The sequence below is a fragment of the Candidatus Electronema sp. JC genome (assembly GCF_048287365.2).
Taxonomy (GTDB): Bacteria; Desulfobacterota; Desulfobulbia; order Desulfobulbales; family Desulfobulbaceae; genus Electronema.
The window spans coordinates 1-8466 of the sequence record NZ_JBLWEM020000006.1 but is presented as its reverse complement, the minus strand read 5'-3'; the positions used below and the strand labels follow the sequence as shown (position 1 = coordinate 8466).

Here is an 8466-nt window from a genome sequence, read left to right as displayed (position 1 = left end):
TTGAATATCATTGTTTTGTCAAAGGAATTTCTTGGTTCGAGGCAAAGACTGCCATCATCCGTGACGCTGTTCGGGCGTATTTGACGAAACCGATTTATACGCTTGAGCCTATCAATCTTTATGCAACTGCGTAACTCCTAACAAAGACGGAATGTAAGCGGCCAGAAGCCTGCGTTTCTTCCGGTTGATTTTATATGACAATGTAGTATTATTTGACGACCTTTCACTTCCATCATTTACAGAGAGCCATGTCCAGCACTTACCAGCCCAGCAGCAAGCCCGAACACGTTGATTTTCTTCAAGCCGCCTTCCGCCGCATCTTCCCGCAGGATGCCGAATTCCGCGCCCAAGCCAAGGCGCGGCTGGAGCAGCTCACCATGCCCTATTGGGCCTTGGGCGACCTGATGGATCTGGCCGTTGATCTGGCCGGAATGACCCGCTCGATGCGCCCGCCGGTGAGCCGCAAGCGGGTGGTGATCATGGTCGGCGACCACGGCGTGACGGCGGAGGGTGTGTCGAAATTCCCGTCCGAAGTCACGGCGCAGATGGTCTATAATTTCATCAACGGCGGCGCGGGCATCAACGCGCTGGCCCGGCAGGCGCGGGCCGAAGTGACGGTGGTGGACATGGGCTGCGCCGCCGACCTCTCCGCCTTGGCGGCTGCGGGCAAGATCATCTCGAAAAAAATCGGCAGCGGCACCGCCAACATGGCTCTTGGCCCGGCCATGACCCGCACCAACGCGGTCTTTGCGGTCGAGGCGGGCATTGAGGTCGCCAATCAGCTCGCGCCGGAAACCGATGTCTTCGCCACCGGCGACATGGGCATCGGCAACACCACGGCCAGCACGGCAGTTGTCGCCGCTCTCACCGGCAAGAGCATTGACGAGCTGACCGGGCGCGGCACCGGCTTGGACGATGCCCAGTTTGAACACAAAAAAAAGGTGCTGGAGCGCATCTTGGCTATCAACAAGCCGGACGCGAAAGACGGCCTCGATGTGCTGGCCAAAGTCGGCGGCTATGAGATCGGCGGCATTGCCGGGCTGATCATCGGCGCGGCGGCCAACCGCAGGCCGGTGATTGTGGACGGCTTCATCTCCACAGCCGGAGCGATGATCGCCTGCAAGCTGGAGCCGTTCGTCCGCGATTATATTATTTGCGCTCATCGCTCAGTCGAGCAAGGCCACGCGGCCATGCAGGCGCAGATCGGCTGCAAGCCTTTGCTGGATTTGAAAATGCGCTTAGGCGAAGGCACAGGCGCGGCCTTGGCAATGAATGTGGTCGAGGCCGCTGTGGCTGTGCTGACCGAGGTGGCCACCTTTGCCGAGGCCGGAGTGACCGGCGCGCCCTCATGAACCGCTGGCGGAGGAAGCAGCGCAAGCCCGCTGAGGAAACGCCGCACCACGAAAGGCCGGATCGGCGTTTCCATCCGCCGCCGCTGAAGCTGCTGCTCCGGCCCTTCGGTTCATTCGCCGCTGCGCTCCGCTTCCTCACCTTGCTGCCGCTGCCGGGCCGCTTCGGCAGCAGCGAGGCGGAGCTGGCCCACGCCGCACCGTTTTTTCCGCTGGTCGGCCTGCTGCTCGGCTGCATAGCCGCGCCAGCCGCCCTGCTGCTCTTTCACTTCCTGCCGCCCCTGCCCGCCGCTGTCCTGCTGACTTTTCTCCTCCTCGCCTTCTCTGGCGGCCTCCATCTCGACGGCCTCGCCGACACCGCCGACGGCTTCTTCTCCGCCCGCAGCCCAGAGCGGATGCTGGAAATCATGAAAGATTCCAACATCGGCACAATGGGAGCTGTCGCCCTGATTTTCCTCCTCCTCCTCAAAAGCTCCTGCCTTGCCTCTCTGCCTGCGGACAAAGCGCTGGCCGCCGCCTTTCTCATGCCCATTGCTGGCCGCACGGCAATTCTGCTGCTCATGGCCCTGCTGCCCTATGCCCGCGAAGGCGGCTTGGGCAGCCTTTTCGCCGTTTATTTCAACAGTGGCGCAGGCTGGCTGGCCTCCTCCGGCGGCTTCCTCCTACTCACCTGGGCCGCCTATGCCGCTGCCGGGCCGTCCGGCCTGAGCGTCGTTCTCGCCGTCCTCCTGCTGACCTTCCTCTTCGCCCTGCTCTGCCGCTGCAAAATCGGCGGGGCCACCGGCGACACCCTCGGCGCGGCCTGCGAGCTGGCCGAAGCCGCCGCTGCTCTCGCCTTCGTTCTGAAAATTTAACTGCCGGGAAGGCGGATTTCCGACTATAATATGTTCATGCGCCGCCGGACGGCGGCAGGCGGCGGGGCTGCGTCCTGCCGGCGGATTCAATTTCTTGGAGGATGAACATGGCTCTTTATGACTGGAAGGATGACTACAGCGTCGGCGTGTCCCGCTTTGACAACCATCACAAGCGGCTGTTCAACATAGCCAACGATCTGCATGAGATGATGAAGCTGGGCAGAGGCGCGGACGTGATAGAGCCGCTGCTGCGCGAGCTGATCGACTACACGCACTATCACTTGGCCGAAGAGGAGAAGGTGATGGAGGCCATCGGCTACTCCAACATTGCCAGCCACAAACAGGCGCACAGAATTTTCACCGACCAGCTCAACGCGGCCATGGCCGAGGTCGATGCGGGCAAGACCATTTTTGTGGTGATCAAGATCGCCAAGACGGTCATCGACTGGCTGATCAACCATATTTACGGAATTGACAAAAAATACACGCCCGAGATGAACTCGGCAGGCATCCGTTGAGTCGAAACCGGCAGGAGGCCGCTTCCCTGCGGCTTCAGAGGGGGCAGCCGTGCGGAAGGTCCCCCCCGCCGCCCCCTTTCTCCATTTTGGAAGCTGAACTACCTTCTCCATGCAACAGACGACAGTACCTTTTTATCTGCGGCTCCGTTTCAGCATGATCATGACAGTCCTGCTGCTCGTCACCATGGTCAGCGGAACCAGCATCCTGATCAGCTATCATGTGACCGGCCAGAAGATTGAGCGGGACATGGGAGATGATTTTCTCAGCGCGGAAATGGTGGTGGAGACCTGCCTGAACTTCTCCCTCCGCCAGCTTGAGGCAGCCGCCCAGGAGATGGCGCGGCTGCGGACGGCAGGTAAGCCGGTGTTTTTTCGCGCTGACAGCGGCCAGCGTCTGCCGGACGCTGGTTTCTTTCTTGACAGCCAAGGCGGCCTGACCGCTGTCCCGGAGCAGAGCCGCGCCGCCGCCGAAATGCTGGCAGCGCAGCCTGCGCTGCGGGAGCAGCTCGGAAAAAAGGAGCCGTTCAGCCTGATCCTGCTCGCCGGGCCGGAGGCGGCTGCGGCGGAGCAGAAAAATTTCTTCCTCATCCGGGGCCTGCCCCTGCCGGAGACAGAGGAATTTGTTCTCTGCGGCTATCTGCTCGACAGCGCCTTTCTCAGCCGCATGCCTTTGCACCGCCGCATGGCGGTCAGTCTGGTCAGCGACAACAGCGTGCTGGCCAGCACCCTCCCGCCGGAGCTGTACAGCCAGGATCCGTTCAACTACCGGGTCGCCCTGCTGCCCGGCGCGCTGGACAAAATTTACGAAAGCTCGTTCTTCACCCAGAAGATGTACCTTAAAAGCAAGTACATCCCGCAGATGAAGAACAGCCAGGCCAACCTGCTCGTCCTGTCCCATCCGGCCCAGCTGATTCTGGCCACAGACAAGGAGTTCGGCCAGCACTTTCTCATCCTTTTTTTTGTCGGCCTCTGCTCTTCGCTGATTCTGGTGGTCTTCATCACCGGCTCAGTGCTCAATCCGATCAACCAGCTCCAGCGGCTGGTGCTGAGAATCAGCGAGGGCGACCTCAGCGACCGGATCGACACCAGTGTGAACAACGAGTTCACCCCGTTGATCACTCAGTTCAACAACATGCTCGATCTGATTCAGAAAAAAGACGAGCAGCTGGCGGGCCGGGTCGAGGCCAAGACCAAGGAGCTTCAGCAGCAGAACATCCTCATCGACAACCTGCTCTGCTCCTCGCAGGTCATGGCCATCGCGGCCACGGACATGGACCGGAAGATCACCTACTTCAACCCGGTGGCGGAGCGGATTTTCGGCTACAGGGCGGCGGACGTGATCCATCGGAAAGTCGATGAGTTTCAAGGGCGGATCAATCAGCGGGCGGACGACTTCAGCCGACTGATCAAGCAGGCGCAGGAAAAAGGCTCGCACACCTTCACCATCGGCACTGCGGACGGAATCAGCTACGATCTGCTGGATCTGCCGGGCCGCCGTCCGCGCGGCCGCAAATATCAGCAGACCATCGAGGTCTATCTCTCGCCCATCCGGGCGCGTCAAGGACAGGAGGACGGCAGGCCGTCCGGCCTGATGCTCATGGCCCAGGACATCACCAAGGCCAGGGAGATGGACGAGCGGCTCCACGCCGCCTTGGCCGAGCTGCAGGTGATCATCAACAACACCATGCTCGGCCTGATTTTGGTGCAGAACGGCAGGATCGTCCGGGTCAACAGCACCTTTGAGCGTCTTTTCAACTACCGTTTCGAGGAGATTCAGGAAATCCCCTGGCCGGTCTTCCACGCCTCCATTTTCGCGGGCAAGGAGGCCGAGTGCTGGGACGGCAGCGGCAGAATGTTCTACATGGTCAGAAAAGCGGACAAGGACGAGGAGCCGCAGCCGTTCTGGAGCAAGGTCCGCCGGGTGGCCATTGACGACGAGCAGCAGCCGGAGATGCGGCGCGAGCTGTTCCTCTTCGAGGACATGAGCGTCCAGAACGAGATGTTTGAAAAAATCCGCCGTCTCAGCCAGGCGGTGGAGCAAAGCTCCAACTCAGTGGTGATCACTGACATCTCCGGCGTGGTCGAGTATGTCAACCGCACTTTTGTCACGCTGACCGGCTACGAGGCGGATGAGGTGATCGGCAGAAGCCTCTCCAGCCTCTCTCCCGATCCGGCGGTGTACGAGCCGGTCTGGGAGGCGGTCCGGGCCGGACAGGAATGGGCGGGCGAGCTGGTCAACCGGAAGAAGAACGGCGACTTTTACGAAGAGAACGTGGTGGTCTCGTCCATCCGCGACGAGCAGGATGAGATCACGCAGTTCGTCCTCACGAAAGAGAACATCACCGATCTGAAGCGGGCCAGACAGCAGGCGGACGCGGCCAACAAGGCCAAAAGCGAGTTCCTCGCCAAAATGAGCCATGAAATCCGCACACCGATGAATTCGATCATCGGCATGAGCGAGCTGCTGCTCGACACCCCGCTTCAGCCTGACCAGCGCGGCTATTTGGAAAATGTCAACAGCTCCGCCTCGGTGCTGCTTTCGCTGATCAACGACATCCTTGATTTTTCCAAAATAGAGGCAGGACGGCTGGAGCTGGACCGCCGCCCCTTCAGCCTCCGCCATCTGGCTGAGGAGATCGTCGCCACGCTGAAAATTCTCGCCGAGCAGAAGAACATTGAGCTGCGGCTGCGCATCAGCGGCGACGAGGACTGCTCGCCGGTCGGCGACTCCCTGCGCATCCGGCAGGTGCTGCTCAATTTGGTCAGCAACGCGATCAAGTTCACCCGGAAGGGCCATGTGACCTTGGAGATTGAGGTGCAGGCGGTGGAGGAGAGCTGCTGCTTGGCGGACTTCAAAATTGTTGACACCGGCATCGGCATTGCCAAAGAGCAGCAGGAAAAAATTTTCGCCGACTTCACTCAGGCGGACAACTCAATCACCAGAGAGTACGGCGGCACCGGCCTCGGCCTGTCCATCAGCAACAGCCTGCTTCAGATGATGGGCAGCAAAATTGAGCTGGAGAGCGAGCTTGGGCAGGGCAGCGCCTTCTCATTCTCGCTCCTGCTGGAGAACGGCGGGGCCAAGGCGGCGGCGGACATGCGGCGCGAGGCCGAAGATGTCGGCCCGGTCAGCCGCAGGCTGAACATTCTGCTGGTGGAGGACAATCCGGCCAATCAGCAGCTGGCGGTCATCCTGCTCAAAAAACAGGGACATCAGGTGACTGTGGCCGCCACCGGCGCCGAAGCCCTTGCTTGGCTGAGCCGGAGCAGCTACGATTTGATTTTCATGGACATGCAGATGCCGGTGATGGACGGCCTCACCGCCACACGGCACATCCGCAGCATCGAGCAGGGACAGGATCCCGCGCTGCCGCCTGATTTGGCGGGCATCGCCGCAGATCTCAAGGCGCAGCTGGCTGGCAGGCACATCTATATCATCGCCGTGACCGCCAACGCCCTGCGCGAGGACCGGCAGCAGTGCTTGGATGCGGGCATGGACGAATATCTGAGCAAACCTTACAAAAAAATCGCCCTGCTGAAGGTGCTGCAAACTTTTGACCGGAGCGATGCCGCGCCGCCGGAGGAGCCGCCGCAGAACACGGACACTCAGCGGCAGAAGGAGGCGTCTGCCGCAGTCTCTCTGGCAGCGGTCAGGCAGCATATCATGAAGCAGTTCGAGCTGGAGCAGGCTGACGCTGACGAAGTGCTGGCCGCTTACGCCGGCTCGCTCCGTGAGAACATCGGCAAATTGCAGGAATGCCTCGATGCGGGGCACGGCGCGGAGGGCGGGCGGCAGGCTCATGCCCTTAAAGGCGGGCTGCTCAATCTGGGGCTGGAGGAGCTGGCCAAAACAGCGTTGGCTTTGGAGAAGGAGATGCCGAAGCAAATTGAGGCGCGGCACCGGGAGATGGCTGGACAGCTGGCCGCCGCTCTCAGAGAGCTGATGGCATGACCCCGCCGGTCGTCACCTTCATCGGCTGGCACAGCTGCGGCAAGACCACGCTGGCCGCCCAAGTCGTCCGCCTGCTCGCGGAGCGAGGCTGGCGGACGGCGGCAGTCAAATCGACCAAGGACAGCGGCTTGTTCTCTGATCAGCCGGGCACGGACACTGACATCCACCGGCAGGCAGGCGCGGCGGCAGTGGCTTTGGTCACGCCGGAGCGGATGATTCTCACGGTGGAGCGGCAGGAAAAAAATCTGGCCGCCATTGTCCGATGTTTTTTCACCGATATGGACATTGTCATCGGTGAAGGCTTCAAAGAGGCGGCGGATGTGCCGAAAATCGAAGTGTTCCGGGGCGGCGGCCCGCGCCTGCGCGGGCAGGTCAGCGGCGTGATTGCCGTGGCCTCGGACTGCGCCCTGCACGAGGAAAACAGCTTCGGCCTGCATGAACACGGCAGAATTGCTGATTTCATCGAGGAGCAGTTTCTTCTCCGCCGGAATCCGTGAGCGGAACGCTGGCTGTCCGCCTTAACCAGCCCAGCAGCCGCTCATGCTCCACACGCCATGTTCCAGCCTCTGAATGCAGCAGGCGGTATGTTTCGCGGGGCTTTCCAAATGGCCCCGGATTCTGCTGAATGATTGCGACAGAATCTTCTGTCACCTTGGCAATGATTGCCACATGTCCGTATCTGTTCAGCAGCCACGGCGCAAAAACCGCAATATCCTCTTTCGCTGGCTTTGTCTTGCCGCCGTTATGAAACTGGACAAGATTTCTCTTGGCGTTCAAACTGCCGTTGGACAGGGTCGGATCAAAAAAATCTTTCGCATGTCCTTTTGAGTCCGGCATCTTGTGCCCGAAACGCTGGAGATAATACCGCTTCACGAATTCAACACATTGATAGCGCAGGCCAATATTGTAGCCGTCCGGGCTGAGGTTCCTGTCTTTGACGTGATTCACGCCGCCATTGTAATGCACCGTCACACCGTTAAATTCATCCACAACGTCGCCAATCCTGTGCTGCGGATTGATATTGCACCGTGTCGCTGCAAAATACGCCGCCATGCAGCAGGCAACGCAGACGGCTCCGATCTTCAAACCACTGCTTCTGAAATTAATTTTCTGGCGGCGCATTAGGGTTCACCACCTTGCTGACAAACGTCGGCAAATCCCATGCGCCGCCGCCAAAGCCTCTGCACATGCCTGATGAGCCTTCGGTTGCTTTTTCAAAGGATTTCCCTGTCCATGCCCATGAAGCCCAGATCCAGCAGTCGCCCAATCCTCTACCTCTTGCCGATGAGTGCAGCATCCCTATGTTTTGAACTTCAAGTCCAAACCCTCCAGCACTGTCATATATCATGCCATCCTCTGTGGCAGGCTTTGGATTATACGGCGGATTGTCGTTAATTATATAGACCGCAACAGTCTGATTGTATGCCGCTCTGTCAATAAGCATACTCACCAGCAGCTTGTCCTCGCTTAACCGCTCAATTTTTCTTTCTGTCTTGCAGGCATCTTCTGGATAAGCATCTTTTTCTGCACACTCCGCATCTAAAAACTCTTTCAATGCCGTAAGTATCTTTTCATCCTCCTTTGTTGTCGGCGGAATGACCGGCACAGCCAAAGTCTTCATTGAAATTGGCGGCAGCACCTGCTCTTCCGTCTTATAGCCGTAGCACAATAAATTGACTATAAACATGGCTGCTGAAAAATCTCATCTGTCGAACAGCCAAGTTTTCTTCTGAGTGCCTTTGCTTGCGCCCATTTATGCTCTATGGGGTTCAAATCAGGAGAATATGGCGGAA

At 59.4% G+C, this 8466-nt stretch carries 7 protein-coding genes; 5 read left to right on the top strand and 2 right to left on the bottom strand.

The window, feature by feature from the left end; all coding sequences use genetic code 11:
* Positions 1-248: 248 nt before the first annotated feature.
* The 5 genes from cobT (at position 249) to mobB (ending at position 7170) form a co-directional block, all read left to right on the top strand.
* Positions 249-1352 carry a nicotinate-nucleotide--dimethylbenzimidazole phosphoribosyltransferase gene (cobT, locus tag ACNKH3_RS01120; RefSeq protein ID WP_417916902.1) on the top strand — a complete coding sequence of 368 codons (1104 nt, stop codon included), beginning with the start codon at positions 249-251 and terminating at the stop codon, positions 1350-1352.
* On the top strand, positions 1349-2203 hold the full coding sequence (gene cobS, locus ACNKH3_RS01115; RefSeq protein ID WP_417916901.1) for an adenosylcobinamide-GDP ribazoletransferase: 855 nt from the start codon (positions 1349-1351) through the stop codon (positions 2201-2203). Before cobT ends, cobS begins: the two co-directional genes overlap by 4 nt.
* A gap of 107 nt (positions 2204-2310) precedes the next feature.
* Complete coding sequence (locus tag ACNKH3_RS01110; RefSeq protein WP_417916900.1) at positions 2311-2721, top strand: bacteriohemerythrin; 411 nt, start codon at positions 2311-2313, stop codon at positions 2719-2721.
* Positions 2722-2875: 154 nt separating this feature from the next.
* A complete protein-coding gene (locus tag ACNKH3_RS01105) occupies positions 2876-6673 on the top strand; it encodes a PAS domain S-box protein (protein WP_420207933.1) in 3798 nt (1265 codons plus the stop codon).
* Positions 6670-7170, top strand: a complete 501-nt coding sequence (gene mobB, locus ACNKH3_RS01100) for a molybdopterin-guanine dinucleotide biosynthesis protein B (protein WP_420207932.1) — start codon at positions 6670-6672, stop codon at positions 7168-7170. The genes ACNKH3_RS01105 and mobB overlap by 4 nt, the downstream gene beginning before the upstream one ends.
* Here mobB and ACNKH3_RS01095 read toward each other — a convergent pair.
* Both ACNKH3_RS01095 and ACNKH3_RS01090 read right to left on the bottom strand, forming a co-directional pair.
* On the bottom strand, positions 7133-7663 hold the full coding sequence (locus ACNKH3_RS01095) for a CHAP domain-containing protein (RefSeq protein ID WP_420207931.1): 531 nt from the start codon (positions 7661-7663) through the stop codon (positions 7133-7135). The two genes, mobB and ACNKH3_RS01095, sit on opposite strands and share 38 nt — an antisense overlap.
* Positions 7664-7775: 112 nt before the next feature.
* Complete coding sequence (locus ACNKH3_RS01090; protein WP_420207930.1) at positions 7776-8360, bottom strand: DUF1176 domain-containing protein; 585 nt, start codon at positions 8358-8360, stop codon at positions 7776-7778.
* Between the last annotated feature and the right edge of the window lie 106 nt (positions 8361-8466).